Genomic DNA, 25,920 nt, shown 5'->3' on the forward strand with positions numbered 1-25,920 from the left:
GGACCGGCCGTGCGACCCGCGCCGCCCCTGGTGGGCGGCGCCGACGCGCGACATGGCCAGGCGCGCCGCGAGGCCGTATAATGCGCGCCCTGCTCGCCCCTGATGCCACCACCGCCGAGGAGATCGCCATGCCCATCGCACTCAATCATGTGGATACCGGAGGAGGGGGCATCCCGCTGGTGGTCATCCACGGCCTGTTTGGCAGCGCCGACAACTGGCGCTCCCACGTGAAGGCGTGGCAGGAGCGGCGCCGGGTGATCACGGTGGACCTGCGCAACCACGGTCGCTCTCCCCATGCCGCGGGCATGGGTTATGCGGAGATGGCCGCCGACGTGATCGCCCTACTGGACCGTCTCGACATCGCCCGGGCCCACCTGCTGGGCCATTCCATGGGGGGCAAGGTCGCGATCAGCCTGGCGCGGCTCGCCCCGGAGCGCGTGGCCTCGTTGATCGTCGCCGACATTGCACCGCGCGCCTATGGACATGACCACGACACCGTCTTCGCTGCGCTGCGTCGGGTCGCCGAGGGGCGGCCCGCCAACCGGCGAGAGGCCGACGAGCTGCTCGCCGAACATGTCGAGGAGCGAGCCGTGCGGCTCTTCCTCGCTACCAATCTGGAGCGCAGCGAGGCGGGCGGGCTGCGGCTGCGCCTGGGGCTCGACGAGATCCAGGCGGACTACGAAGCGATCATGGGCGCTCCGGCCGGGGAGGGCGCCTTCGCCGGGCCGACCCTGGTGCTGCGGGGAGCGCACTCATCCTACGTCACAGACGCGATGCTGCCCGAGCTGCGTGAGGTGTTGCCCGAGGCGCAGGTGGTGACCCTGGAGGCCGGGCACTGGCTGCACGCCGAGCAACCCGAGGCCTTCCGCCGGGAGGTGGACGCCTTTCTCGCCGAGCGGGACTGAACCGCACTCGATCAGAAGGCGCCGGGGTCGACGGCCAGGCGCTCGACCGGGGTCACCTCTTCGACCAGGCCGGCCTCGTGCAGGAACCTCTCGAAGCGCGCGTAGCGCCCATGATCCAGGGCCGCGGGGCTGGCGCTGAGACGCATCAGGATGTCCGGCCAGACCGCCAGGTTGGCCGGCGTATCGAGCCCCGGCTCGGCCGTCACCAACCGGTCCCAGGCCTCGGTGGGATGCTCCAGGATCCAGGCGGTGGCCTCCTCCAGCGCTTCCACCAGCTGACGGATGGCCTCCCGCTGGCCATTCAGCCGATCGCGGTTGGCGAGCAGAATCAGGCCGTCGTGCAGCGGTATCCCGTGATCCTCCACCCGCATCAGGTGGGTGCTGACCCCCTCATCGCCGAGCTGGCGGGGCAGCAAGTGGCGCATGGCGCCGATCACCCCGTCCACCTCGCCCTCGCTGATCGCCCGGCCCAGGCCGAAATTGACGTCGTGCATCTCCACCTCGGCGCGCTTGATGCCATGGGGGCGCAGCAGCATGTGGAACAGGATCTCCAGGCTGTCCTCGTCGGCATGACCGATACGCCGCCCGGCCAGGTCGGCAGGTGAGTCGATCGCCAGGCCGTCGCGGACGACCAGCGCGGCCAGCGAGCCGTCGACCAGGGTCGCGACCCGTATCAGCGGCTGGCCCTGATCGACCTTCAGGTGGAGGAGCGGTTGGCGGCCAAGGGCAAGATCCACCCGTGCGGCGGCGAGCAGCTTGGACGGCACGTTGGGGTCGGCCGGCGTCGACAGCCGTACGTCGAGACCGCGTCGCGCGAACATGCCCTTGTCCCGTGCGACGATCAGGGCGGCATGCTGGGGGCTCGGGTACCAGTCGAGCATCACCTCGAGCGCCTTCATCGGCGGTGGAGCGATGGGTTCGGCCGGGGCCAGGGCAATGCTGGGCACCGGCGGGACAGGGTCCTCGTCGAGCCGTTCGGATAGTGCCCCCCTCGGCGACTCACCGGGCTGTCGTCGTACCTCCGGCGGCGGTGCGGCTGGCCCGGTCGCCGTCGAGGGCGCGCCCCGTCCACTGATTACCTCCACCGACGGCGAGGAGGCCGGGGGCGCGTCGCCCAGTGCGGGCACCATCACGTCGGTTTCCAGGGGTGGGTAACCCGGCACCGGAGCCGACAAGGGCTCATCGTCGCCCCCGGCGGGGTGCCAGGACAGCAGGGGCAGCGCCACCAGGAACGACAAGGCGAATCCCCAGCTCGGCAGGCGGCGAGCGCGAGTGATCATCGAGGAGCTCCAGCGGCTGGACACGGCAGGTGCGCCCGTGGCGCGGCGCCAGTTTAGCCTCTGGCGCTTCATCGTGGCCAGCTCGGGGCGCCGTGCGCGACGGCCCGTCATCGCGACGGGCAGCGCGGCATGCGATAATTGCGCCTCCAGTTGTCAGGGCAGGACGCCATGGATGTCATCAATACCCTCTTTCTGCTCAGCGGATTCCTGATCGCCCTGAGCGTGCTCGCCAGCCGGCTCTCCACCCTGGTGGGGTTGCCGCTGCTGTTGATCTTCCTCGGGCTCGGCATGCTGGCCGGAGAGGAGGGGGTGCTCGGGATCCAGTTCGACGACTATTCCCTGGCCTTCCTGATCGGCCACCTGGCACTGGCCATGATCCTGCTCGACGGCGGACTGCGTACCCGATTGAAGACCTTCCGGGTCGGCTTCCGGCCGGCGCTCTCGCTGGCCACCTTCGGGGTGTTCATCACCAGTGCCCTGGTCGGTGCGCTGGCCATGTGGGTCTTCGACCTGACCCTGGTCCAGGGGTTGCTGGTGGGCGCCATCGTCGGCTCGACCGACGCCGCCGCCGTGTTCTCGATGCTCAGCGGCCGCGGCATCAACCTCAATGAGCGTGTCGGTGCCACCCTGGAAATCGAGTCCGGTACCAACGACCCCATGGCGATCTTCCTCACCATCATGCTGGTCGAGCTGCTGGTCGGTGAGATCGGTGGGGCGCTGAGTACCACCCTGTTCCTGATCCAGCAGTTCGGGTTCGGCCTGGCGATCGGGCTGGGCGGAGGCTGGCTGATCGCCAAGCTGCTACGCTGGGTCGACCTGGCCCCCGGTCTCTACTCGCTGTTGGCCCTGGCCCTGGGATTCTGCGTCTTCGGCCTGACCAGTGTGCTGGGCGGCAGTGGCTTCCTGGCCATCTACCTCGCCGGCCTGATGATCGGCAATCAGCCCGGGCGCCACCTCAACTTCATCCTGCCGGTGCATGACGGCCTGGCCTGGCTCAGCCAGATCGGCCTGTTCCTGGTGCTGGGCCTGCTGGTCACCCCCAGCGAGATGCTCGAGTACGCCCTGCCGGCCTTGCTGGTGGCCCTGGGATTGATCTTCGTGGCGCGTCCGCTGGCGGTGCTGATCACCATCAAGCCATTCTTCAAGTTCCGCTGGCGTGAAGTGGGATTCATCGCCTGGGTGGGGCTGCGCGGGGCGGTGCCCATCGTGCTCGCGATCTTCCCGGTGATCGGGGGGGTGGAGAATGCCTCGCTCTATTTCAACGTCGCCTTCGCGGTGGTACTGATGTCGCTGTTGATCCAGGGGGGAACGCTCTCCTGGATGGCCCGCTGGATGAAGGTCGAGGTGCCCCGCAGCGTGACGCCGAACCTGCGCGGTCCGCTCGGGGTGTTGCCGGAGAACGACTACGAGATGTTCATCTACGAGATCGAGAATGCCGATCTCGAGAACGTGCCGATCCGCCTGTTGCGCTTTCCTTCCGGGGCGCTGATCTCGGCGCTGTTCCGCGAGCATGCCATGCTGCACCCCAAGGGCAGCACCCGGCTGCAGCTCGGTGACGTGGTCTGCGTGATCGGCCGCACCGATGATCTGCCGGCGCTCAACCGGCTGTTCAATGGTGAGGCCAAGCTCAAGCAGGTGCGCGCCTTCTTCGGTACCTTCACCTTCGACGGCGATGCCCGGATGCAGGATATCGCCGATGTCTACGGCCTGACCCTGAGCCCCGGCGAGAAGGAGATGACGCTGGACGAATTCGTCTCGCTGAGAGTGGGCGGCCACCCGGTGGTGGGCGACGACGTCGACTGGCACGGCATCCACTGGGTGGTCAGCGAAGTCGAGGGCGACAGGATCACCCGGGTCGGGCTGCGCTTCTACTGACCCGGCTCGTGCTCCTTCAGCGACGTGCCCGGGGGTGCTTGCGTACGGTGAGCTCCATTTCCACCGACGCTTCCGGGCTGGTCACCCGGGGCTCGCCGTCCTGCACCGTGCAGCTCAGCGTCATGCTCTTCGCCGCCAACTCGCTCAGTGCGCGTACCGACCCCGGGTCGAGGTCCACGACCGTGAGGTTGTCGAGGGTGGCGCACTTGCCGGCGAGTTGCTCCCACCAGATCGCGGCACCGTGACCGCTGTAGGTATAGAGGATCACGCTGCCGGCTCGACCACAGGCGCGGCGAATGGCCTTCTCGTCGGGCTGCCCCAGTTGAATCCAGAGGTCGATGGCGCCGGTCAGGTCCTTCCGCCACAGGTCGGGTTCGTCCTCGGTACTCACCCCACGGCCGAAAACCAGTGAGTCATCGGCGTGGAGCGCAAACGCCAGCAGTCGCACCATCATGCGCTCATCGGTTTCCGACGGATGGCGAGCCACGGTCAGGGTGTGGTCTGCATAGTAGTGCCGGTCCATGTCGGCGATCTGGAACTGCACCTTGTGAATCGCTGCCTTCAATGCCATCTGTCCAAGTACCCGGCTGGCTGGAAAAAGAGAGTGCCGGCCATGATGACATAGATTGGGGGCGCCGAGGGCGAGATCCATGGAATCGGAAGCCGGCGAGTCGTCCGAATGGCGCGGCGCGGAAACGGTCGAACGTGAGTCGGGAGCAAGGGGAGGCCAGGCCATGCTGATCGAGCACACAGCGAACACCAGGGGGCGCGATTTCTTCGTGGGTGACCTTCACGGCCAGTACCGCCTGCTGCAGGAGGCGATGCGGCGTGTCGCCTTCGACCCGGCGAAAGACCGCTTGTTCTGCGTCGGTGATCTCGTCGACCGCGGTGACGAGTCGCTCGACTGCCTGCGGCTCGCCTCCAGGCCGTGGTTTCACGCCGTACGCGGCAATCATGAGGAGTTGGCCCGATCGGCGCTGCTCGAGGGGGAGGGCGGGAATGCCTGGGCGCTGTGGATGATCAATGGTGGCGGCTGGGTCATGTGGAGCGGCGTGGACGAGGCGCGCAGGGCGCTGGATGAGGCGCTGCGTTACCTGCCCCATGCACGCGAGGTCGCGGTCGCCGGGAGGCGTATCGGCATGGTGCACGCCGAGCCGCCAGCGGACTGGTTGTGCCTCGAGAACGCCGACCCGGAGGCACTGGTCTGGGGGCGCTCCCGGATCCGGCGCGGCGACGAGACGCCGGTGGCGGGGATCGATGCCGTCGTCGTCGGCCACACCATCGTCGACGAGCCGCTGACCCTGGGCAACGTCCACTACATCGATACGGGAGCCTTCTGTACGGGGCGCCTGACGCTGGTCGAGGCCCGGGAACTGCTGTCGTAGGGAGTCGGCGCAGGCGAAAGGCTGTCGTCGGACATCGGAAGGAGGTTGGGCACATGAAAAAAGCGCCCGCAGGCGCTTGATTCATGGAGCATAATGGCGGAGGGACAGGGATTCGAACCCTGGGAAGGCTCTCACCTTCGCCGGTTTTCAAGACCGGTGCATTCAACCGCTCTGCCATCCCTCCGGCTCACGGTGGGGCATATTACCAGCTTTCGGCGGTGGGTCAAGAGCCCCTTGGGATCAAGGCGTTAGCAGGTTCGACCGGTTTGGGCCAGAATGAGAGCGAACGACCCTCGGGAGATAGCATGGCCCTCGACCCTCCATCGACAGGCGTTCGCCCCATCGCCGCCGTATCGGCGGCGCTGGTGCAAGACGGCAGGATCCTGATGGTGCGCCGTGGCCACGCGCCCAATGCCGGTCGCCTGGCGTTGCCCGGCGGCAAGGTCGAGGCCGGCGAGAGCCTGCAGGACGCCGTGGGCCGAGAGCTGCTCGAGGAGACCGGGATCCGCGCGGCCCCGCGCGAGGTGCTGACGGCCATCGACGTGCTCGATCATGATGACCAGGGGCGGTTGCAGGCCCATTATGTCATCGTGGTGATCCGCATGGCGTGGCGGGGCGGTACCGAGGCGGCGGCCGACGACGCGACCGAGCTGTGCTGGATGGACCTGGCGGCGCTGGATGCCGCCGGCGAGGAGGTCTGCCAGACGGCCGCCGACGTGGCACGCCGGGTTCTCCAGACGACGACCAGGGAAGAATCATCGTTGAGGCATGGATAAGCAAGGGCTTGCGCCGGGAACTTCGAGTGGGCATGCTAGCCGGGTGCCTAGATCAACAAACTCAGGGAGCTCTGGATCAATGGCTTATCAAGACACTCCGCTGACGCGGCAGCAGACGCAAGCGATCAGTACCAGCAAGGTGCTGCGCAACACCTATGGCCTGCTGGCCATGACACTGCTGTTCTCCGCCGTGACTGCCGGTGCCGCCATGGCCATGGGCATCGAGCGGATGAACATCCTGGTGTTCTTCATCGGTGCCTACGGCCTGATGTTCCTGGTCCACAAGACCGCCAACTCGGCGATGGGCCTGCTCTCCACCTTCGCCTTCACCGGCTTCATGGGCTTCACCCTGGGGCCGATCCTCAGCGCCTACCTCGCGCTGCCCAACGGCGCGGCATTGATCATGAATGCCCTGGCCATGACCGGCCTGACGTTCATCGGTCTCTCCGCCGTGGCCCTGGTGACCAAGAAGGACTTCAGCTTCCTGGGCAACTTCCTGCTGGCCGGCGCGATCGTGCTGATCCTGGCCATGGTGGCAGGGCTGGTGTTCCAGATTCCGACGCTGATGCTGATGGTTTCCGCCGGCTTCGTGCTGTTCGCTTCGGCGGCGATTCTCTACCAGACCAGCGAGATCATCCACCGGGCCGGCGAGACCAACTATATCCTCGCCACCATCACGCTCTACGTGTCGATCTACAACCTGTTCGTCAGCCTGCTGACCCTGCTCGGCATCACGAGCAGCGACTGATCCCGGATAGGCTGGACCCTGCTGGCCCTGCCCTCTGGCGGGGCCAGACTGTTTCCGGAGGCCCTACATGCGCTATGCCATCCTGCTGCTGGGTGCCCCGTACAGCTGTCAGGCTTCCCACACCGCGCTGCGCTTCGCGCGCGCCGTGCTGGACAGGGGGCATCGCCTCGAGACGGTGTTCTTCTACCATGACGGCGTGCACAATGCGGCCCGACTGGCGGCGCCTCCCCAGGACGAACCACACCTGGTCGACGCCTGGGTGGCGCTGAACGCCGAGCACGGCACGGCGTTGCAGGTCTGTATCGCTGCCGCCCTGCGCCGCGGACTCCTCGACGAACGCGAAGCGGCTCGCCACGGCAAGCAGGGGCACAGCGTCGAGGCACCGTTCGAGCTGACCGGGCTGGGCCAGCTGGTCGACCTCGGCCTGAGCTGCGACCGCCTGGTGACCTTCGGGCCCTGAGCCTCACACGAGTCGAGGAAGTGACCATGACCGAGCCATTGCCGCCCGACCTGCTGGTGATCCTGCGTCACGGCCCTCACGGCACGAACCACCTGCGCGAAGGGCTCGATGCGGCCCTGGTCGCCGCCGCTTTCGGCCGCCGGGTCTCGCTGCTGTTCATGGGCGAGGGCGTGACCGCCCTGCTCCGGGACCAGCAGGCCGGCCCACTGGGCCAGAAGGGAACCAGCGCGACCCTGGCGATGTTGGAGATGTATGATATCGAGACGCTGCTGGTGGAAGAGGCCGCCCTCGAGCGTTTCGGCCTCGGCGAGGCAGACCTGATGCTGCCCGTGCGTCGGCTGTCCGCCGAGGCGATCTCTGCCCAGCCAGGCGAGCACCGTCTGGTGCTGACCTTCTGATCGCGCCACCGACGACGCCATCCGTTGTACCGAGGATCCCGGCATGCTGCTGCACATTCTGAATCGCTCCCCGGCCACCAGCCGGGTCTATCAGCAGGCCCTGGCCGCCATGACCCCGGAGGATCGACTGCTGTTGATCGAGGACGGGGTCCAGGGCGCGCTGCCCAAACTGGTGCGTTACTTCGACGGCCTCCAGGGGCGGCTGTTCGCGCTGCGCGAGGATCTGGTGGCGCGTGGTCTCGATGGGCACTGCGACGAGTCGGTACAGGTGGTCGACGTGGATGGCTTCGTGGTGCTGACCGAGGAAGCCGAGCGCACGGTGAGCTGGTACTGATGGCAACCACGGAAATTGCACGCTTCGTGGACGTGGCGGGCGAGCGGGTCGGCCTCGATCCCGAAGGCTACCTGGTCGACCTCGCCGACTGGTCGCCAGCGGTGGCTGCCGCCCTGGCAGCGGAAGAGGGGCTCTCGCTGTCCGACGAGCACTGGGAAGTGATCGAGGTGCTGCGGGCCTTCTACGCCCGCTTCGAGATGGCGCCGGCCATGCGGCCGATGGTCAAGGCGGTGGGCCAGGCGCTGGGGCCCGAGAAGGGGCGCTCGATCCATCTGCTGCGGCTCTTCCCCGGCAGCCCGCCCAAGGTGGCGGCTCGCCTGGCGGGCCTGCCCAAGCCGACGAACTGTCTCTGATGAACTTCCTGGCCCATGCCTGGTTGGCCCGGGGCGGCAGCGACGACTTCCTGTTCGGCAACCTGATCGCCGACGGTGTCAAGGGGCCGGACCTCTCCGCGTGGGATGCGGCGATAGCGGCGGGTATCCGTCACCATCGGCGGGTGGACGCCTTCGTCGACTCCCACCGCGTGACCCGGGAGGTGCGCGAGAGGGTGCCGCGGGCCCAGCGACGCTATGCCGCCATCGCCCTCGATCTGGTCTGGGACCATTTCGTCGCGCTCGAACTCGGGCTCGACGTGACGGAGTCGGCGCTGGTCACGCGCAGCTATCGCCTGCTGGCGAACCGTCCGGCGCCGGCTCGCCTCGCCACCCTGATGCCGGTGCTGGTGAAGCAGGACTGGCTGCATGGCTATGCCGACTTCACCTTCACCTGCCGCGCCATCTGCGGCATCGGTCAGCGCCTCTCGGGCCCCAACCGCCTCGCCGAGCTGGTGCCCTGGCTCGAGGCGGACTACGCCAACCTCGAGACCGACTTCGCTCGGCTGTGGCCGGAGGTCAACGACATGCTGGAAGTCCCACCCTGACCGGTTTCAGTCGCCCCTGAGCCACAGGCAGGCGATCCTGTCCCCGGGCTCGACCCGCGACTCGGCGGGAATCACCGCCAGGGCGTCGGCGCCGATGCAGGAGGAGAGCACCGCCGAGTTCTGGTCGCGAAACGCCTTTGCCACGATCCCTGCTTCGCCGAATTCGAGTGCCACGCGCATGTAGTGGCGCCGTGGCCCGGTGGTGGTCGCGAAGTCCGCCCGGGCAGCGAGCACCGGCAGGGTGGCCAGCGCGGGGCAGGCGAGCAGGGCACCGACCAGGGGGCGCAGGAAGAGCCAGGCACCGACGAAGGCCGACACCGGGTTGCCGGGCAGTCCGACGAAGTGGGCCTCGCGGCCATCCGGTCGGGGCAGGCGGCCGAGCGCCAGGGGCTTGCCCGGGCGGATGGCCAGGCGCCACAGGTTGAGCCGGCCCAGGGTCTGGAGCGCGGCCTTGACGTGATCCTCCTCGCCGACGCTGACCCCGCCGGTGGTGATCACCACCTCGGCGCGTTCGGCGGCCTGGCGCAGCATGTCTAGGGTCGCCTCGCGGTTGTCGGGCACCGAGGCGGTCCATGCCACCTCCGCCCCGAAGCGTTCGAGCAGACGCCGGAGCATCGGCCGGTTGGAGTTGTAAAGCTGTCCCGGGGCTAGCGGCTGGCCGGGGTCGACGATCTCGTCGCCGGTGGAGAGCAGGGCGACCCGGGGGCGGCGGCGCACCGCCACTTCGGTGATGCCCTGGCCGGCGAGATGCCCGAGCGCGGCGGCCTCGAGTCGCTCGCCGGTGGTCAGCAGCGGGGTGCCGGTGCGGACGTCACGCCCGCGGCGGCGCACGTTGTCACCGGCGGGGATCGCCGTGGGAATCCAAACCCGGTCGCCTTCCACCTCGACGCGCTCCTGCATCACCACGCAATCAGCCCCGGGGGGGAGCTCGCCACCGGTGAAGATACGCGCGCAGCTACCCGGCGTCAGAGGCTCGGCCATTGCCCCGGCGGCGATACGCTGGCTCACCGGCAGCCACTGCCCGGCATCGCGGTGATGCAGGGCATAGCCGTCCATGGCGCTGTTATCGAAGCCGGGAACGTCGAGCCGGGCGGTGACCGCCGCGGCGAGCACCCGCCCCGCGGCAGACGCCGAGGGCAGGGTCTCGGTCGAGGTGGGCACGACCCCGTCGAGCAGGGCCGCCAGCGCCGCCTCGACGGGCTTGAGGTCAGCCATGAGTGCCTCGCTCCGGAATCACCAGATTGGCGAAGTTGCAGGGTTTATGGCGGCTGTCGAGCTGTTCGGCGAGGATGCCGTCCCAGGCGGTGCGACAGGCGCCGGTCGAACCGGGCAGGCAGAACACCACCGTGGCATTGGCCAGTCCACCGAGGCAGCGACTCTGGATCGTGGAGCTGCCGATCTCCTGCCAGGAGAGGTGACGGAACAACTCGCCGAAGCCCTCGATCTGCTTGTCGAGCAGCACCGACACCGCCTCCGGCGTGGAATCGCGCCCCGTGAAGCCGGTGCCCCCCGTGGTCAGGATCACCTGCACCTCGGGGTCGGCGATCCAGGCCGCGACCCGGGCGCGGATGCGGTAGACGTCGTCGATGACGATCTGCCGGTCCACCAGCCGGTGGCCAGCGCCGATGAGTCGCTCGACCAGCGCCTGGCCGCTGCGATCGGTCTCCTCGGTGCGGGTATCGGAGACCGTGAGCACCGCGACCTTCAGCGGGACGAAGGCGTCACTATCGTCACTCATGCCTGTCCCTTCTTCTGCTGTTGCCGAGCCTCGAGGGCGGCGAGCTGTTCGGGGGTGGCCGGAGCCTGATACTTCTCCTTCCACTCCGGGTAGGGCATGCCGTAGACATACTCTCGCGCCGCCTCGTAGTCGAGTTCGGCGCCGCGCTCCTCGGCGGCGGCAACCAGCCACTTCGAAAGGCAGTTGCGGCAGAAGTCGGCCAGGATCATCAGGTCGATGTTCTGCACGTCCTTGTTGTCGTCGAGGTGCTTGAGCAGTCGGCGGAAGGCCGCGGCTTCCAGCTCGGTGCGGGTATTGTCGTCGAGATGCTGCATGGTGTGTCTCCCTGCATCATGGTGGTGGTCGCGCATGCCGCCAGCATAACAAAAGACACCGCCCGAAGGCGGTGTCGAAGCGTCGCGATGCCCGCGGAATCACCCCGAGCGAGGCGCCGGCTCCTCGCCCTCGTCGGGGCGCCGGTCACTGGTCGCGAGCTGCTCCTCGGACAGCGCCTGGTCCTTGACCTCCTCGTACCAGAGGTTGTGGTGGTCCTTGGCCCAGGTCTCGTCGACATAGCCGGTGGCCATGCCTTCGAACGAGCCCTCCGAGCCGATGGTGCCGATGTAGATATGGCCGAGTGCCACGGCGGTCAGCCCCAGCGCGCCCACGGCGTGGATGAGGTTGGCCCACTGCATGGTGTCGCGGCTCTGGCCGTAGTTGGGGAAGTCGAGCACGAAACCGCTGGCGATCACCACCAGGCCCACCGTGGCCAGCAGCCAGAACCACACCTTCTCGCCGCCGTTGGCGAAGCCGGCATCGACATGAGCCTTGCCGACCATGCCGCCTCCCTTCTTGAACCATTCCAGGTCGTGCTTCTTCGGCCAGTTGTGCTTGAGTACCCGGGCGAGCAGCACGATCAGCAGGATCCCGAACAGCGGGCCCAGGTAGTTGTGCGCCACCTTGGAGGCCGAGATCATGCTCGCCCAGACGGCGTCGCCGAACAGCGGCCGGAAGACGAACTTGCCGTAGAGCAGGTTGAGCCCGGTCAGCGCCAGGACGATGAACAGGGTCGCCACCGTCCAGTGGATCGAACGGACGATCAGAGGCCAGCGCAGCAACTTGCGCCCCGTGCGCGGTTCGCTGAGGTCCTTGCGACCGACGATCACGTAGAACAGCGCGATCACCACGAGCATGCCGCCGATGGCGATCAGCCCGAAGGGCGATACCCAGCGGTTGCGCAGCTGTCGCCAGGTCTCGCCGCTGGCGTTGATCAGGTTGTAGGTGGAGGTGGCACGGCTGTCGCGGAAGTTGGGGCCGGTCTCGCCGCTGCGCACCTGGCGCCAGGTGTCCGGCGAGACGCCGCCGACGGCGGTGGCCGCCTCGCGGTCCGGGTCGGCCTGGGCCAGTACCGGCTGGGTGGCACCCAAGCCGACCAGCAACACCAGGGCCAGGGCCACCATCCGCCAGAGACCGGGCCATGCATGGGAAACGAACATGGTGCCTCCTTACCCCTGGCGGGTGGCGTCATAGGCGAGGTTATCGGCGTCGGCGCGGGGGTTGCCCGACCAGGCGCCGTCCGGGTGCCCGCGCTGGACCACGCGCTGGCGGAAGATGTCGGCCACCGTCTGGGCATCGCCGGCGAGCAGTGCCTTGGTGGAGCACATCTCGGCGCACAGCGGCAGCTTGCCCTCGGCAATGCGGTTGGCGCCGTACTTCTCGTACTCCTCCTCCCTGGTTTCCGCCGGGCCGCCGGCGCAGAAGGTGCACTTGTCCATCTTGCCGCGTTCGCCGAAGGCATTCTGCTGCGGGAACTGGGGCGCCCCGAAGGGGCAGGCGTAGAGGCAGTAGCCGCAGCCGATGCACAGGTCCTTGTCGTGCAGCACGATGCCGTCGTCGGTCTTGTAGAAACAGTCGGTGGGGCAGACCGCCATGCAGGGGGCGTCGTCGCAGTGCATGCAGGCGACCGAGATCGACACCTCGGTGGGTTCGCCGTCGTCGAGGGTGACCACCCGGCGGCGCTGGATGCCCCATTCGACGTCGTTGGCGTTCTTGCAGGCAGTGACGCAGCCGTTGCACTCGATGCAGCGTTCCGCGTCGCACATGAATTTCATCTGAGCCATGGGAATCTCCTGGTTGCGAGCGCTATCAGCTGGCCTTCTCGATACGACACAGGGTGCACTTGGTTTCCTGCATCTGCGTCACGGTGTCATAGCCGTAGGTGGTGGCGGTGTTGGCCGCCTCGCCGAGCACATAGGGCGCGGAACCCTCCGGGTAGCGGTCATGCAGGCTCTCGCCCTGGAACATGCCGCCGAAGTGGAAGGGCATGAACACCACTTCGCGGGCGACCCGCGGGGTGACCAGCGCCTTGACCCGCACGCGGCCACCCTCGGCCCCCTCGACCCAGACGTCGTCGCCGTCGGCCACCGCCAGCTCGTTGGCCAGCGCCGGGTTGATCTCGACGAACATCTCCTGCTGCAGCTCGGCGAGCCAGGACATGGAGCGCGTCTCCTCGCCGCCTCCCTCGTACTCCACCAGGCGCCCGGAGGTCAGGATGATCGGGTAGCGATCCGAGTTGTCGTTGTCCTGGATGCTCTTGTAGAGCGTCGGCAACCGGTAGTGAGAGGCCACGTCGTCCCAGGTGGGGTAGTCCCTGACCAGATCACGGCGGCTGGTGTAGAGCGGCTCGCGGTGCCTGGGGATGGGGTCGGGAAAGGTCCAGACGTTGCAGCGCGCCTTGGCGTTGCCGAAGGGGGCACACTCGTGGGCGATGGCCACCCGCTGGATGCCGCCGGAGAGGTCGGTCTTCCAGTTCCGGCCATCGGCCTCGGCCTGCTCCTCCTCGCTGAGGTCGTCCCACCAGCCGAGGTCCTTGAGCATCTCGTCGGTGAACTCGGGGTAGCCGTCGTTGAGCTCGGAGCCCTCGCTGAACACGCCGTCGGCGAGGATGTTCTCGCCATTGCGCTCGATGCCGAAGCGGGCGCGGAAGGTCAGGCCGCCCTCGGAGACCCGCTTGCTGGTGTCATAGAGAATCGGCGTGCCGGGATGGCCCAGCTCGGCGGTGCCCCAGCAGGGCCACGGCAGGCCATAGTAGTCGCCATCGGCGGGACCGCCCTCGGCCTGCAGGGTACGGAAGCTGAAGGTGTGCCAATTCTGCTGGTGGGCCTTGAGGCGTTCCGGGCTCTGGCCGGTGTAGCCCACGGTCCACATGCCGCGGTTGAACTCGCGGGTGATGTCCTCGATCAGCGGCTCGTCGCCGTTCATCTCGTAGTTCTTGACCAGCTCGTCGCCGAAGCCGAGCTTGCGGGCCAGCAGGTACATGATCTCGTGGTCCGGCTTCGACTCGAAGAGTGGCTCGATGACCTTGTCGCGCCACTGCAGCGAGCGGTTGGTGGCGGTCACGCTGCCGGTGGTCTCGAACTGGGTGGCCGCCGGCAGCAGGTAGACGCCATCGCTGCGACCATGCATCACCCCGGCTACGGTGGGGTAGGGGTCGACGATGACCATCATCTCGAGCTGCTGCATGGCCTTCTGCATCTCGGGGCCGCGGGTCTGGGAGTTGACCGCGTGTCCCCAGTAGAACATCGCCTTGAGCCGGGTACGCTGGGAGATGGCCTCCTCCTCCTCGAGTACCCCGTCGATCCAGCGCGACACCGTGATGCCATCGCTGTACATGGGCAGGCCATCGGCGTACTCGGTCTGGTCGAAGCGGCTCTTGAGCCAGTCGAGATCGAGGTCCCAGACGCGTGCCCAGTGCGCCCAGGCGCCCTCGTTCAGGCCGTAGTAGCCGGGCAGGGAGTGGGACATCAGGCCCAGGTCGGTGGCGCCCTGGACGTTGTCGTGGCCACGGAAGATGTTGGCGCCGCCTCCGGACTTGCCGATATTGCCCAGCGCCAGCTCGAGGATGCAGTAGGCCCGGGTGTTGTTGTTGCCGGTGGTGTGCTGGGTCCCGCCCATGCACCAGACGATGCAGCCGGGCCGGTTGTCGGCCAGGCGCTGGGCGGTGTCGCGCATGACCGCCTCGGGGACGCCGGTGATGCGCTCGACCTCGGCGGGCGGGAAGTTGGCCACCTCCTCGCGCACCTCGTCCATGGCGTAGACGCGCTGGTCGATGTACCGGCGATCCTCCCAGCCGTTCTCGAAGATATGCCACAGCAGGCCCCAGATGAAGGCCACGTCGGAGCCGGGGCGAATGCGCACGAAGCTGTCGGCCTTGGCCGCGGTGCGGGTGAAGCGCGGGTCGACGACGATGATCTGGGCGTGGCTGCGTTCCTTGGCCAGCAGGATATGCTGCATGGCCACCGGGTGGGCCTCGCAGGGGTTGGAGCCGACGAACATGATCGCCTTGCTGTTCTGCATGTCGTTGAGCGAATTGGTCATCGCCCCGTAGCCCCAGGTGTTGGCCACCCCGGCGACGGTGGTGGAGTGGCAGATGCGCGCCTGGTGGTCGGTGTTGTTGGTGCCGGCCAGGGCGGCGAACTTGCGCATCAGGTAGGCCTGTTCGTTGTTGAACTTGGCCGAACCCAGCCAGTAGACGCTGTCGGGGCCGTGCTCCTCGGTGAGTGCCAGCACCTTGTCGCCGATCTCCTCGATGGCTTCGTCCCAGCTCAGCCGCTGCCACTCGCCGCCCTCCAGCTTCATGGGGTACTTGAGGCGCCGGCTGGAGTGGCCGTGCTGGCGTAGCGACGCCCCCTTGGCACAGTGGGCGCCGCGATTGATGGGGTGATCGAAGGCCGGTTCCTGTTTGGTCCAGATGCCCTCCTGGACCTCGGCATAGACCCCGCAGCCCACCGAGCAGTGGGAACAGATGGTGCGCTTCACCTCCACCGGGGCATCGAGCACCGGCGTCTTGTCGGCGGCCTCGGTGCGGCGCATCATCGGGGCGCCCATGAAGCCGGCGGCGGCCAGGCCGCCGGTGGCGGCACTGCTGCGCTTGAGGAACTGGCGGCGGGATATGCCCAGCCCGGCAACCTTCGGGGCATCGCTTTTACGAGTCAGACGCATGGCTGTGATCTCCTGGCTGTCGAGCCGTCAGTCCCGCAGGGTGGCGTAGAAGGCGCGGATATGGTCGGTCTCCCGGTACTGGCGGGAGGTGTCGGCCAGGGGCTCGGCGGCGGTCTCGGCCTGGACCAGGGTGACATGACCGACGGCGGCCGCTGCCCCGGCGGCGGCGGTACCGACCCCGAGGGTCTTGAGGAAGCGGCGCCGCTCGGGATTGCGAGTCTTGTTCATGGGAGTCTCCTCTGTCATGCCGTGGCCTTGGGTTGGCGTTGTTGTCGTTGTCGTGTGCATGGGCTCTCTCGCGATGATGTCGGTCAGGGCTCGACGAGCCTGACGGGTTCCTGCGCTGCCTCGCCGGCGAGCAGCGCCTCTTCCCTGTCGATGAAGGCCCGGCCGAGCCGGCCGAGCGCTGAATAGAAGGGCGATTCGACCCGGCCCAGGTCCGCCAGGCAGTGCGCGGCCCAGGGCGCCAGGTGCGTCATGAAGAACCGTGCCTCGACGGGGGAGCGGGCCTCGATGAGCAGGGCCATCACCTCGCTGAGCGCGGCCAGGTGATCTTCCGGATCGCGGGTCCGTTCGCTGCGCTCGATGCCCAGGGTCTTGAGATCGCGTCGCAGGGCCACCAGCGCCGCGTCCATCAGTTCGCCGTTGCGGTACCAGGAGGCGTAGGGGGTCACCTCGCCCTGGATGACGCCGACGAGATGGCGGAAGTGGGCACGGGTCAGTTCCTCGACGGAGGCGTCGCGTGCCGAGGCGATGAGCTCGCGCCAGGGAGCGGCGAGGGGGCTGCCGTCGTCCTCGACTTCCAGTCCGGCGAGCCAGTCGAGCAGGGCACCATCGGGAGCCTCGCGCAAGAGCCGTGCCAGCAGCCGGTAGACGTCGGCCCGCAGGGCATGAAACTCGTCGAGCTCGGTCGGGGGAGTGAGAGTGTCGGTCATGGGCTCACACCTTCAGTTGCGACTCGGGATCCCGCGCCAGTTCCCGCCACACGTCGCGCACGCGGCAGTCCTCGCACATCTCCAGCCGGGACAGGGCCTCTCCGGCGAAGTAGGGATGGTCGGCGAGCTTGGCCTTGATCGTGGCGATGGTGCTGACGGTGGCGAAGGGCTTGCCACAGCGGATGCATTCGAAGGCCTCCTCTGCGTGGCATACCCGGCGCTGGCCCCGGGCGGGATCGGCCAGGAAGCCGGGCAGCAGGGCGATGGCATCCTCCGGACAGGCTTCGGCACAGAGCCCGCACTGCACGCAGTCGGCCTCGCGGAAACTCAGTTGGGGGCTCTCGTCGCCGGCCGCCAGGGCGGGGGTGGGGCAGCCTGCCACGCAGGCCATGCAGAGGGTGCAGCGCCGGGTATCCACCGCGATGCCGCCATGGGCGGCGCCGGCCGGCATGGCATGACGCGTGCCGTCCTGGCGACCCAGCTCGGCCAGGTGGCCGAGCACGCATTCGAGTCGTTCACGCTTGCCGAGGCCGTCGAGGGCGAGGTCGGCGGCCGCCAGCGGCGGGTGCGCCGGCAGCGCGTCCCGGGCGGCAGTGTCGCCGGCCTCGAGGCAGGTCACGCGCTCGGGCGAGTGCCCCAGCGCCTCGAGCAGCGCCCGGGCCTGGGCGAGCTGGTCGTCGATGAAGGCGGTCAGTCGCTCGGGCATCCGGGGATGGCACTGAACGCGTACCTCGGCGGCGCCGCCCGCCAGGGCGGTCAGCCATTGATCGTGCCCGGCGGCCCCCAACTCCTCGAGCGGGATGTCGAGGACATGGCCGGCCGGGTCGTCGTCGGAGGCCCGGTGGTCGGCCGCGACGAAGCGCACTACCGGCGTGGTACCGCCGGCCTGGCGGTAGGCCTCGAGCCAGGCGAGCAGGGTCTCCTGCTGGCGATGCGTTTCCGGCAGCCGGAACTGGATGGCCCCCGTGGGGCAGGCGCTGCTGCAGCTGCCGACGCCGTGGCAGCGGAAGGGGTCGATCTCGATCCAGGCCTCGATGCGCCCCTGCCGGCTGGCAATGGCATCGGCCGGGCAAACCTCGAGGCAACGGGTACAGCCGGTGTTGCCGCTGGAGGAGTGCGCGCAGCGATCCTGGTCGATCTGGAAATAGCGGGGCTTGTCGAATTCGCCCACCAGGTCGGCGAAGGCCTCGAGCCGGGAGGGGCGATCGGGCTCGGCCCAGCGCAGGGCGACATAGCCGGGAGGGGGCAACTCCAGTGCCAGCATCGGTGTCGTACCGAGGTCCAGGACCAGGTCGAAGTGGTCGCGGTCGGCCAGTGCCCGGGCCAGGTCAAGCGGTTGCTCCCCGGCGAGGCTGACCGAGAAGTGCCCCAGGTAGCCTTCGACGCGCAGGTTGGCAGCCTGCTCGCGGGTCAGGGGCTGGCTGGTCAGGTGGCGCGTGTCGACCAGCAGGGTCTCGTCGTCGTCTTCCGCTACCGGCTCGACGGGGTCGGTGAAGGCGAGCGTGAGCGAGGCCAGCCCCCGACCCTGCAGCTCCCGGGCGGCCCGGCGAGCGTCACGTTCGTTGCCCAGGATCAAGGCGTGTCCCTCGCTCACATAGGCGATACTCGCCGGGGTGAGGTTGAGTGGCCAGGAGATCCGGCGGTGCGCCGCCTCCCGCGCCAGACGGTTGCCGGTGTCGTCCACCGGCATCGACTCGATGCGCTGATTCATACCACCTCACGGTCGGATTACGTTGTTATTGTCGTGTGATGCTGTTGTTATTGTTGGGTGATACTAATGTTGCAGTCTGGTTGGCTTTCGGCATTCTGTCAGACCATCCTTGGTCTAATCCCTCCCTGAGGCGCCCGGCTCGGCGGCGACCTCGTCCTCCTGTCGTCGGGCGTCGTCTGCGCTCTCGTCGGTACGGGCGGGCGTTTCCCGGCGATGCTCCGCTCCGTTTTCGGCGATCTCGGCATCGTCGAGCGTCTCGGGGGCATCTTCTGCCGCCTCGGGTTCGCTCGCCTTGCGGGTCCACTGCCTCAGGCGCTGGGCCAGTTCTCCGGCCAGGGGCTTGAGGCGTTCCCGGTAGTCGGCGTCGTAGTCGTCCAGGCCGTCGCGGATGCCGTAATGGTCGCCGGAGAACATCCGCCGCAGGGCACGCCGGCGCAGGCCGTCGCTGACCCCCTGCTTCAGGAATGCCTTGAAGTCGCTGCCGGGGGGGAGGGTGTCGGGGTCGGGCAGGGTATGATCGAGACTGCCGGACTCCGGGGTGGCCGTCGCCTCGGGGTCGGGCGTCTCCGCTGCGGGCTCGACCGCAGCGTGTGCCGTCTCGGGCACTTCGCTGTCATCGGTCTCCTCGCCCAGCTTGCGGCGCGACCAGCGACTCAGTCGATTCATGCGCTCTGCTCCCGGGCACGGCCCGCCCCCTGGCGTTTCTTCTTGCGCCCCTCGTCCGGCGCTTCCCCGTGGCGGGCGAGATAGGCCTCCAGCCAGACCTGGATGGCCAGCGGCATCTCGACCTCCAGTACCTGCTGTTCGCCATCGAGCCATCCCGCGGCGACCTCCTGGCTGGCCGTGATCGCCGAGGGGCGAGGGGAGCCCCCGCTCTCGCCGCAGCGTACGAACAGGTGGGGCGTGTCGGCGCCCAGGTTGAAGCGGTAGGCGGCCCGCTCGGTGAGATACAGCTGCAGTTCCAGTACCCAGGGGCCGCCGTCGCCCGGGGCCAGGTCAACGATCCGCCACCGGGTGGCGGTGAAGCCCTTGACGCGTCGGGACTCGCTGGCGAGCTCGAAGCTCAGGGTGCGGTGGCTGGTGGTGTGGGTCATGGATGCCGTTCTCGTCAAAGTTGTCATTGCAGTAAAGACACTGGACGGAGGGAATGCCATCATCATGAATCAACGTTCTGCCGAGGAGCCCTGGATGCACGACATCAGCCTGAGCCAGGCGCGCCTGCCCGCCACCCTGGAGATCGAGGTGCTCGACGAATTCGGCGAGCCACGTCGCCAGGCGATCGCCGCCGAGCGCGCCCTGACCGTCTACCTCAACAACCGCGAGATCGTCACCCTGATGACCCTGGGGGCCGATCCCGAGGCCCTGGTGGTGGGCTACCTGCGCAATCAGGGGTTGATCGCCGAGCGCGAGCACCTCCAGGTGGTGTATGTGGACTGGGAGGTGGAGGCCGCCGCGGTGGTCACGCGACACCTGCCCGAGGACCTCGAGGAGCGTCTGGGAAGCCGCACCGTCACCACCGGGTGCGGTCAGGGCACGGTATTCGGCCGCCTGCTCGAGGCCACGTCACTCAAGGCCCTGCCGGCCACTCGATTGCGCCAGTCGGTGCTCTACCGGTTGCTCGAGAACCTCGGTGCCTACAACGAGACCTATCGCAGCGCTGGTGCCGTACACGGCTGCGCCCTCTGCCACCAGGAGCGGGTGCTGGACTTCGTCGAGGACGTGGGGCGTCACAACGCCGTGGACACTCTGGCCGGTCGCCAGTGGCTCGAAGAGGCCGACTCGCGTCACGCCGACATCTTTTATACCACCGGCCGACTGACCTCGGAAATGGTGCTCAAGGTGGCCCAGATGGGCATCGGGGTGCTGGTCTCGCGCTCCGGCGTGACCCAGAAGGGGGTGGAGCTCGCCGAACGCTTCGGGGTGCTGCTGATCGCCCGGGCCAAGGGACGCCACTTCCAGGCGATCAACGCCGGCGGGCGCCTCGAGCTGGATGCCGTTCCGCCGCGACGTCCCAGTGACCGGGTGCGGGCGAGAGGATAGGGCCCGGGCGCCGGCCGGTCAGGCGGCGTTGTCGCTCCTGGTGCAGACCGAGAGCACCACGGCATCCTGCTCGCTGACAGACACCAGGGCGTGGCCCATGTCGCTATCGAAGTAGATGCTGTCACCCTGGGCCAGCTGGAGCGGTTCGTAGAATTCGGTATAGAGCAGGATCTCGCCGTCGAGCACCATCATGAACTCCTCGCCGTCGTGGCGCACCCACTCGCTGAACTCGTCGAAGCTGCGCGCCCTCACGATGGTCTTGAAGGGGATCATGCGCTTCTGGGCCAGTTCGCAACTGAGCAATTCGTGCTCGTAGGTGGGGGTGGGGTGCAACTGGCCATGCCCCCGGCGGGTCAGGTCGCGCCGCCCCATGGTGCGGGTCTGGGTACGGGGCGGCGCGAGCAGCTGCGGCAGGTCGATCCCGAGCCCGCCGATCAGTTTCTGCACGGCGGTGAAGGTGGGGGAGATCTGATCGTTCTCGATCTTGGAGAGCGTGGAGCGTGCCAGCCCCGTGCGCTGGCTCACGTCCTCCAGGGTCCACTGGTTCGCCAGGCGGATCTCCTTGAGTCGCTCCCCCAGGCGCAGTGGCTCGACGAAGGGCTTGCGCCCCGAGGCGATGCGCAGGGCTGCGTCCTGATCGGTGGTGGCGGTCATGGTCGGTTCACTATCGGAAACAGAATTTCCATCAGCCTATCACAACGAATGCCTCACGCCTCGCGTGAACGACCCGAAATGGTGCCGATTGCGACATGAGAGGACGGGCGGGCGACTCCGGCAGGTTTCCCGCCGGCAGGAAACGTCATCGGGTAGCGAAGGGCTGCCCCAGTAGTGCTCTGAGGTGAGCCTCGGCGCTGCGCCCCAGCGACTCCAGGTGATAGCCACCCTCGAGCACCGAGACCAGGCGGTTGTCGGCATAGAGAGCGGCGATCTCCATGGCCAGGCGAGTGACCCAGTGGAAATCCTCGTCCTCGAGACAGAGCTCGGCCAGCTCGTCCTGCCGATGGGCATCGAAGCCCGCCGAGACCAGGACGATATCCGGCTTGAAGGCATGCAGGGCCGGCAGCCAGTCATCCTCGATGGCCTGGCGGAAGGCGGCGCTGCCGGTGCCGGCCTCGAGCGGGGTGTTGACCACGTTCTGCCATTCGCTGCGCAGGTAGCGCCAGGGGTAGAAGGGGTACTGGAAGCTGGTGCAGATCAGTACTTCGGGGTCACCCTTGAAGATGTCGATGGTGCCGTTGCACTGGTGGACGTCGAAGTCGAGGATGGCAATTCGGCGGGCGCCGTAACGGGCGCGGGCATGGGCGGCCCCCACCGCGACGTTGTTGTAGAAGCAGAAGCCCATGGCATCGGTGGCCTCGGCGTGATGGCCCGGCGGGCGCACCGCGCAGAAGACGTTGTCGGCCTGGCCGCGGAACACCTGGTCGACGCCACGGATCACCGCGCCGGCCGCCATCCGTGCGGCTTGCAGGCTGTCCGGATTCAGCATGGTATCGCTGTCGAGGATCACGAGGCCCTGCTCGGGCACGCACTTGTCCAGCGCCTGCAGGTGACGCAGCGGGTGCACCCGGACGAGCTCCTCCCGGGTCGCCTCCCTGGCGTCCGACTGCATGGTCTGCTGGAGCACGCCGGAGAGCGCCAGCCGTGCACGGATCGCCTCCAGTCGCAGCGGGCTCTCGGGGTGCTCGGGCCCCATGTGATGCAGTTGGCAATCGGGATGGGAGATATAGGCGGTGATCATGCACGCACTCCAGGGTAACTGGTGTCACGATAATGCGCGCAGCCCCTTGCACGACAGTGTCAATAGGTCGTACACAGGGGAGCAGTCAACCATCGCCATCACCCGCCACGAGGACACCCCGGGGAGAGAGCCTTGAGCACCCGTTTCCTGCGCCATTTCTTCGAGCCGCGTACCCTGGCGGTGATCGGTGCATCCGAGAAGCCCCAGTCGCTCGGCGGCCTGGTGATCCGCAACCTCCAGGAGGGCGGTTTCCCCGGCAGCGTCTGGGCGGTCAATCCCAAGGGCTACGCGACGGTCTTCGGTCAGCCCTGTGTGGCCCGTGTCTCGCAATTGCCCGAGATTCCGGACCTGGCGGTGATCTGCTCGCCGGTCGAGACCGTACCGGGACGCATCGGGCGGCTGGGACGCTTCGGCGTCAAGGCCGCCCTGGTGCTCTCGGGGGGCGCCCATCTGGACGATGAGCGCGGCGACAAGGGCTCGATTCGCACCCGCATGCTGGCTGCCGCGCGGGAGTCGGGGATCCGGGTCCTGGGGCCGGAATGCATGGGCCTGATCGTGCCCGGGCGCCAGCTGAACGCGTCCTATGCCAGTCAACCGGTCAAGGCGGGGCGGGTCGCCTACCTCGGCCAGTCCGGCATGCTCGGCAATGCCATGATCGACTGGGCCGCCGGGCGGGGAGTCGGCTTCTCGCACCTGATCACCGTCGGCGACAGTGTCGATGTGATGCTTCCCGACCTGATCGACTACATCAACCAGTACTCCCCTACCCAGGCCATCCTGCTCCACCTCGAGCGGATTCTCGACGCCCAGCATTTCATGACGGCGTTGCGTGACGCCTCCCGGCATCGGCTGGTGCTGGCGATCAAGAGCGGGCGCACCGCGGCGTCGGATCTTACCGGCCTGCCGCCGACGCCCGGGGTGGCCAACCGCGACCAGCTCTTCGATGCCGCCTTCGCCCGCGCCGGGGTCGTGCGGGTCAATGACTCCGATGAGCTGTTCGATGCCCTGGAGACCCTGTCGCGGATGAAGCCGCTGCGCGGTGATCGCCTGGCCATCGTCTCCAACGGCCTGGGCCCGGCGCTGCTGGCCATCGACAAGCTGGTCAGTGCCGGCGGCAAGCTGGCCGGTTTCGGCGAGGAGACCCACCGGGCGCTGCGCCAGGGCGACTTCGACATGAGCCGCCCCGGCGACAATCCGGTGGACCTGGGGGGCAACGCCACGCCGGAGAAGCTGGTCGACGCTCTCGAGATCGTCGCCGCCGACCCGGGCGTCGATGCCGTGCTGGTGGTCCATGCCCCGACCCGGCTGGCACCGTCGAAGGCCACCGCCCAGGCGATCATCGCCAATCGCAAGCGCTTCCGGCGCAACCTGCTGACCAGCTGGATGGGCCTGCAGGAGGCGCTGTCGGCACGCCATGAGTGCAACCTGGCCGGGATCCCCACCTATCTCTCGCCGGAGAAGGCGGTGAAGGCCTTCATGCACATGGTCGACTACCAGCGTGTGCAGGCGCTGCTGCAGGAGACCCCGCCGAGCCTGCCGTTCACCACCACGGCGGACATCCGCCGGCGCTGTCGCCGCCTGATCGCCGCAGCCAAGGCCGGCGGGCGCGAGTGCCTGTCCCACTCGGAGACCGCCCAGGTGCTCGAGGCCTATGGCATCCCCGTGGCGCCCAGCCGCTACGTGACGACGCCGGAGGAGGGAGCCGCGGCGGCGGCCGAGAGCGACGGCCCCCTGGCGCTCAAGGTGGTGCACGAGGGCAATTGCCGGCCGTTCCGCTACCGCAAGCACCCGCACAAGCTCTCCGCCGGCCTGCTGCAGGACCTGGGGTCCCCGGAGCAGGTCGCCGAGGGCGTACGCCGGCTCGCGGAGAAGGTGAACGAGAAGTTTCCCGCCTTCGAGATCCGCGAGTACTGCCTGCAACCCATGCAGCGCGGCAAGCATTCGATGCAGCTCTGCGCCGGCATCACCCGCGACCCCGTCTTCGGGCCGGTGGTGGTGTTCGGCATCGGCGGCTACAAGGTCAATATCCTCGCCGACCGCCAGGTGGCCCTGCCGCCGCTCAACATGCGCCTGGCCGACGACATGATCGGCCGTACCCATGCCGCCCGCCTGATCCGCGAGCACTCCAGCGATCCGCAGCGGGACATCGAGCGGCTCTGCGAGATGCTGGTCAAGCTATCGCAGATGGCCAGCGATCTCCTGGACCTGCGCGGGCTGGAGCTCAATCCGCTGCTGCTCAACCGTGACGGCATGGTGGCGGTGGACTTCGCCATGGACCTGGGCACCCCGGCCCGTTTCGCGATCATGCCCTACCCGGAAGAGCTGCGCGAATGGGTCACCCTCAAGAACGGCTGGGAGGTCGAGGTACGCCCGATCCGCGCCGAGGATGCCCCGCTGATCACCAGTTTCCATACCCAGCTCTCCGAGGAGAGCATCCGCTTCCGCTATTTCCACCACAAGTCGAACCTGACCCAGCGCGATCTGTCGATCCTCTCCCATATCAACTACGACCGGCAGATGGCCTTCATCGCCGAGCACCTGCGCGACGACGGCAGCAAGGAGATGCTGGGGGTGGTGCGGGTGTGGAACGACCCGGACAACATTCGCACCGAGTTCTCGATCATCATCCGTGACGACCTCCAGGGACTCGGCATCGGCAGTCTGTTGATGAACAAGATGATCGGCTACTGTCGGAGCGTCGGCACTCTCGAGATGATCGGCAAGATCATGGTCGACAACCATCCCATGCGTGCCCTGATGAAGCATCTGGGATTCCGTTGCCGCTACAACATGGAGGAGCAGGTGGTGGACGCGGTGCTGCGGCTCAACGAACCGCAAAGCGAGTGGCAGCGGCATCGCCTGGAAAGCCTGCCCGACTGAAAAGGCACGCATTCGTTGCCCGTGCGACACCCTGGAACGACGACAGCCCCCGCTACCGGCGGGGGCGGCACGATGACGGGCTGGGGGGGAGAGATGGGCGGCTCAGGGCGCCAGGCGGAAGTGGCTCCATGCGCCGTCGCGCTGCTCGTAGCGGATGCGGTCGTGCAGGCGGCTCGGCTGCCCCTGCCAGAACTCGATCATCTCGGGAAGCACCCGATAGCCGCCCCAGTGCACCGGCCGGGGAATGTCCTGGCCCTCGTAGGCCTGCTCGAAGCGTTTCTCGCGTTCCTCGATCCAGGTGCGATCGGGAATCACCACGCTCTGGGTGGCGACCCAGGCGCCCAGTTGGCTGGAGCGGGGCCGGCTGGCGAAGTAGGCGTCCGACTCCTCTTCGCTGACCTGCTCGACGGCTCCCTCGATGCGGACCTGGCGCGACAGCGAGGGCCACCAGAACACCAGGGCGGCATGGGGCACGTTGGCGAGTTCGCTGCCCTTGTGGCTGTGGTAGTTGGTGTAGAAGACCACCCCCTGTTCGTCGACGCCCTTGAGCAGCACGATCCGGGCATGGGGCAGCCCCTGGCTGTCGACGGTGGCCAGCGTCATGGTATTGCCGTCCTCGCCTTCCACCTCCAGCGCCAGCGTCAGCCATTCGTCGAACAGCACCATGGGGTCGTCGGTCACCTCGGCCTCGTCCAGCTTTCCGCCCTCGTAGTCGCGTCGGATATCGGCGATGTTGCGTGTCATGACGTTCTCCTCGAAATTTGCTCCATGGTCGCTGCTCACGGTGTCGAGCTCAACACCCTGGACGGCGTCGGCGA

At 67.9% G+C, this 25,920-nt stretch carries 28 protein-coding genes and 1 tRNA gene; 12 read left to right on the forward strand and 17 right to left on the reverse strand.

The features are described 5' to 3' along the window. The first annotated feature begins 128 nt into the window (after positions 1-128). Positions 129-905, forward strand: a complete 777-nt coding sequence (locus tag AC5W54_RS04055) for an alpha/beta fold hydrolase (RefSeq protein ID WP_495960940.1) — start codon at positions 129-131, stop codon at positions 903-905. A gap of 11 nt (positions 906-916) precedes the next feature. Here the strand turns inward: AC5W54_RS04055 and AC5W54_RS04060 are convergent, their stop codons facing one another. Then, positions 917-2,185, reverse strand: a complete 1,269-nt coding sequence (locus AC5W54_RS04060; RefSeq protein WP_495960787.1) for an ABC transporter substrate-binding protein — start codon at positions 2,183-2,185, stop codon at positions 917-919. A 168-nt stretch (positions 2,186-2,353) separates the two neighbouring features. On the opposite strand from AC5W54_RS04060, the gene AC5W54_RS04065 reads away from it, so the two are divergent. Further along, complete coding sequence (locus AC5W54_RS04065; RefSeq protein ID WP_495960788.1) at positions 2,354-4,060, forward strand: potassium/proton antiporter; 1,707 nt, start codon at positions 2,354-2,356, stop codon at positions 4,058-4,060. A gap of 16 nt (positions 4,061-4,076) precedes the next feature. Here the strand turns inward: AC5W54_RS04065 and AC5W54_RS04070 are convergent, their stop codons facing one another. Next, a complete protein-coding gene (locus tag AC5W54_RS04070) occupies positions 4,077-4,631 on the reverse strand; it encodes a YaeQ family protein (RefSeq protein WP_495960789.1) in 555 nt (184 codons plus the stop codon). A gap of 163 nt (positions 4,632-4,794) precedes the next feature. On the opposite strand from AC5W54_RS04070, the gene AC5W54_RS04075 reads away from it, so the two are divergent. Further along, on the forward strand, positions 4,795-5,445 hold the full coding sequence (locus AC5W54_RS04075; RefSeq protein WP_495960790.1) for a metallophosphoesterase: 651 nt from the start codon (positions 4,795-4,797) through the stop codon (positions 5,443-5,445). A gap of 94 nt (positions 5,446-5,539) precedes the next feature. Here AC5W54_RS04075 and AC5W54_RS04080 read toward each other — a convergent pair. Continuing rightward, positions 5,540-5,629 (reverse strand) — tRNA-Ser (locus tag AC5W54_RS04080). Positions 5,630-5,750: 121 nt separating this feature from the next. On the opposite strand from AC5W54_RS04080, the gene AC5W54_RS04085 reads away from it, so the two are divergent. From AC5W54_RS04085 to AC5W54_RS04115, 7 genes are all read left to right on the forward strand, one after another. After that, a complete protein-coding gene (locus AC5W54_RS04085; protein WP_495960791.1) occupies positions 5,751-6,221 on the forward strand; it encodes an NUDIX hydrolase in 471 nt (156 codons plus the stop codon). A gap of 79 nt (positions 6,222-6,300) precedes the next feature. After that, positions 6,301-6,969 carry a Bax inhibitor-1/YccA family protein gene (locus AC5W54_RS04090; RefSeq protein ID WP_495960792.1) on the forward strand — a complete coding sequence of 223 codons (669 nt, stop codon included), beginning with the start codon at positions 6,301-6,303 and terminating at the stop codon, positions 6,967-6,969. Between the two features lie 67 nt (positions 6,970-7,036). Beyond that, positions 7,037-7,429: a sulfurtransferase complex subunit TusD gene (gene tusD / locus AC5W54_RS04095; RefSeq protein WP_495960793.1), complete on the forward strand. Its 393-nt coding sequence runs from the start codon at positions 7,037-7,039 to the stop codon at positions 7,427-7,429. A gap of 26 nt (positions 7,430-7,455) precedes the next feature. Beyond that, the gene (gene tusC / locus AC5W54_RS04100) at positions 7,456-7,827 is read left to right on the forward strand and encodes a sulfurtransferase complex subunit TusC (protein ID WP_495960794.1); all 372 of its coding nucleotides are present in this window, start codon (positions 7,456-7,458) and stop codon (positions 7,825-7,827) included. A gap of 43 nt (positions 7,828-7,870) precedes the next feature. Further along, positions 7,871-8,161, forward strand: coding sequence for a sulfurtransferase complex subunit TusB (gene tusB / locus AC5W54_RS04105; RefSeq protein WP_495960795.1), 291 nt, complete (start codon positions 7,871-7,873; stop codon positions 8,159-8,161). Continuing rightward, on the forward strand, positions 8,161-8,514 hold the full coding sequence (locus AC5W54_RS04110; RefSeq protein ID WP_495960796.1) for a TusE/DsrC/DsvC family sulfur relay protein: 354 nt from the start codon (positions 8,161-8,163) through the stop codon (positions 8,512-8,514). The genes tusB and AC5W54_RS04110 overlap by 1 nt, the downstream gene beginning before the upstream one ends. Next, the gene (locus AC5W54_RS04115; protein ID WP_495960797.1) at positions 8,514-9,080 is read left to right on the forward strand and encodes an acyl carrier protein phosphodiesterase; all 567 of its coding nucleotides are present in this window, start codon (positions 8,514-8,516) and stop codon (positions 9,078-9,080) included. The genes AC5W54_RS04110 and AC5W54_RS04115 overlap by 1 nt, the downstream gene beginning before the upstream one ends. 6 nt (positions 9,081-9,086) lie before the next feature. On the opposite strand, the gene AC5W54_RS04120 is transcribed toward AC5W54_RS04115, so the two are convergent. The 11 genes from AC5W54_RS04120 to AC5W54_RS04170 form a co-directional block, all read right to left on the reverse strand. After that, positions 9,087-10,295, reverse strand: coding sequence for a molybdopterin molybdotransferase MoeA (locus tag AC5W54_RS04120; RefSeq protein WP_495960798.1), 1,209 nt, complete (start codon positions 10,293-10,295; stop codon positions 9,087-9,089). After that, positions 10,288-10,818, reverse strand: coding sequence for a molybdenum cofactor biosynthesis protein B (gene moaB, locus AC5W54_RS04125; protein WP_495960799.1), 531 nt, complete (start codon positions 10,816-10,818; stop codon positions 10,288-10,290). Before moaB ends, AC5W54_RS04120 begins: the two co-directional genes overlap by 8 nt. Beyond that, positions 10,815-11,132, reverse strand: a complete 318-nt coding sequence (locus AC5W54_RS04130) for a DUF1244 domain-containing protein (RefSeq protein WP_495960800.1) — start codon at positions 11,130-11,132, stop codon at positions 10,815-10,817. The genes moaB and AC5W54_RS04130 overlap by 4 nt, the downstream gene beginning before the upstream one ends. A 99-nt stretch (positions 11,133-11,231) precedes the next feature. After that, the gene (locus AC5W54_RS04135; protein ID WP_495960801.1) at positions 11,232-12,293 is read right to left on the reverse strand and encodes a formate dehydrogenase subunit gamma; all 1,062 of its coding nucleotides are present in this window, start codon (positions 12,291-12,293) and stop codon (positions 11,232-11,234) included. A 9-nt stretch (positions 12,294-12,302) separates the two neighbouring features. Beyond that, positions 12,303-12,917 (reverse strand): formate dehydrogenase FDH3 subunit beta, encoded by a 615-nt coding sequence (fdh3B, locus tag AC5W54_RS04140; RefSeq protein WP_495960802.1) that lies wholly within the window; start codon positions 12,915-12,917, stop codon positions 12,303-12,305. Positions 12,918-12,942: 25 nt separating this feature from the next. Further along, entirely contained in the window at positions 12,943-15,798 is a 2,856-nt protein-coding gene (locus AC5W54_RS04145; RefSeq protein ID WP_495960803.1) for a formate dehydrogenase subunit alpha, read from the reverse strand. A gap of 27 nt (positions 15,799-15,825) precedes the next feature. Beyond that, positions 15,826-16,026, reverse strand: coding sequence for a twin-arginine translocation signal domain-containing protein (locus tag AC5W54_RS04150; protein WP_495960804.1), 201 nt, complete (start codon positions 16,024-16,026; stop codon positions 15,826-15,828). Positions 16,027-16,109: 83 nt separating this feature from the next. Then, entirely contained in the window at positions 16,110-16,733 is a 624-nt protein-coding gene (locus AC5W54_RS04155) for a TorD/DmsD family molecular chaperone (RefSeq protein ID WP_495960805.1), read from the reverse strand. 4 nt (positions 16,734-16,737) lie between these two features. Further along, the gene (locus tag AC5W54_RS04160) at positions 16,738-18,444 is read right to left on the reverse strand and encodes a 4Fe-4S binding protein (RefSeq protein WP_495960806.1); all 1,707 of its coding nucleotides are present in this window, start codon (positions 18,442-18,444) and stop codon (positions 16,738-16,740) included. Between the two features lie 114 nt (positions 18,445-18,558). Continuing rightward, the gene (locus tag AC5W54_RS04165) at positions 18,559-19,110 is read right to left on the reverse strand and encodes a DUF3306 domain-containing protein (protein WP_495960807.1); all 552 of its coding nucleotides are present in this window, start codon (positions 19,108-19,110) and stop codon (positions 18,559-18,561) included. Continuing rightward, positions 19,107-19,538 carry a DUF3305 domain-containing protein gene (locus tag AC5W54_RS04170; protein ID WP_495960808.1) on the reverse strand — a complete coding sequence of 144 codons (432 nt, stop codon included), beginning with the start codon at positions 19,536-19,538 and terminating at the stop codon, positions 19,107-19,109. The genes AC5W54_RS04165 and AC5W54_RS04170 overlap by 4 nt, the downstream gene beginning before the upstream one ends. Before the next feature lie 64 nt (positions 19,539-19,602). Between AC5W54_RS04170 and AC5W54_RS04175 the strand changes: the two genes are divergently transcribed. Then, positions 19,603-20,484, forward strand: coding sequence for a formate dehydrogenase accessory sulfurtransferase FdhD (locus AC5W54_RS04175; protein ID WP_495960809.1), 882 nt, complete (start codon positions 19,603-19,605; stop codon positions 20,482-20,484). Positions 20,485-20,502: 18 nt separating this feature from the next. Here the strand turns inward: AC5W54_RS04175 and AC5W54_RS04180 are convergent, their stop codons facing one another. Both AC5W54_RS04180 and AC5W54_RS04185 read right to left on the reverse strand, forming a co-directional pair. After that, on the reverse strand, positions 20,503-21,138 hold the full coding sequence (locus AC5W54_RS04180) for a helix-turn-helix domain-containing protein (RefSeq protein WP_495960810.1): 636 nt from the start codon (positions 21,136-21,138) through the stop codon (positions 20,503-20,505). Between the two features lie 145 nt (positions 21,139-21,283). Then, entirely contained in the window at positions 21,284-22,222 is a 939-nt protein-coding gene (locus tag AC5W54_RS04185) for a histone deacetylase family protein (protein ID WP_495960811.1), read from the reverse strand. Positions 22,223-22,354: 132 nt separating this feature from the next. On the opposite strand from AC5W54_RS04185, the gene AC5W54_RS04190 reads away from it, so the two are divergent. Next, complete coding sequence (locus AC5W54_RS04190) at positions 22,355-25,102, forward strand: bifunctional acetate--CoA ligase family protein/GNAT family N-acetyltransferase (RefSeq protein ID WP_495960812.1); 2,748 nt, start codon at positions 22,355-22,357, stop codon at positions 25,100-25,102. A 102-nt stretch (positions 25,103-25,204) separates the two neighbouring features. Here the strand turns inward: AC5W54_RS04190 and pdxH are convergent, their stop codons facing one another. Further along, the gene (gene pdxH, locus AC5W54_RS04195; RefSeq protein ID WP_495960813.1) at positions 25,205-25,846 is read right to left on the reverse strand and encodes a pyridoxamine 5'-phosphate oxidase; all 642 of its coding nucleotides are present in this window, start codon (positions 25,844-25,846) and stop codon (positions 25,205-25,207) included. Between the last annotated feature and the right edge of the window lie 74 nt (positions 25,847-25,920).

This window comes from Halomonas sp. LMYGS-3, assembly GCF_059509875.1.